The sequence below is a fragment of the Pseudoalteromonas sp. SR41-8 genome, from assembly GCF_014163915.1.
Taxonomy (GTDB): domain Bacteria; phylum Pseudomonadota; class Gammaproteobacteria; order Enterobacterales; family Alteromonadaceae; genus Pseudoalteromonas; species Pseudoalteromonas rhizosphaerae.
In genome coordinates, this window is record NZ_JACJEE010000127.1 from 1 (window position 1) to 213 (window position 213).

1 protein-coding gene is annotated in these 213 nt (G+C 39.0%); it reads right to left on the minus strand.

What is annotated here, in order from left to right; all coding sequences use genetic code 11:
* Positions 1-213 (minus strand): PKD domain-containing protein (locus H5162_RS21235; protein ID WP_182779463.1); only part of this gene is annotated, 213 nt, incomplete at both ends.

Below are 213 nucleotides of genomic sequence, written 5' to 3' on the forward strand. Positions count from 1 at the left end.
ACTGTTAGTTGAAAGGTAATTTCAACTTCTTCCTCTACATCTGGAGCATCAAATGAAGCTTTTGCTTTATCTGAGTTATTAATAGTAACAATATCGTCTGATGATAGTTGGAGCCACTCATAGGAAACTATGCTTCCATCACTATCTGATGCTTCACCTTCAAGGCTGACTTCACTTCCTTCTACAACTGTTTGGTCATCACCTGCATTCACG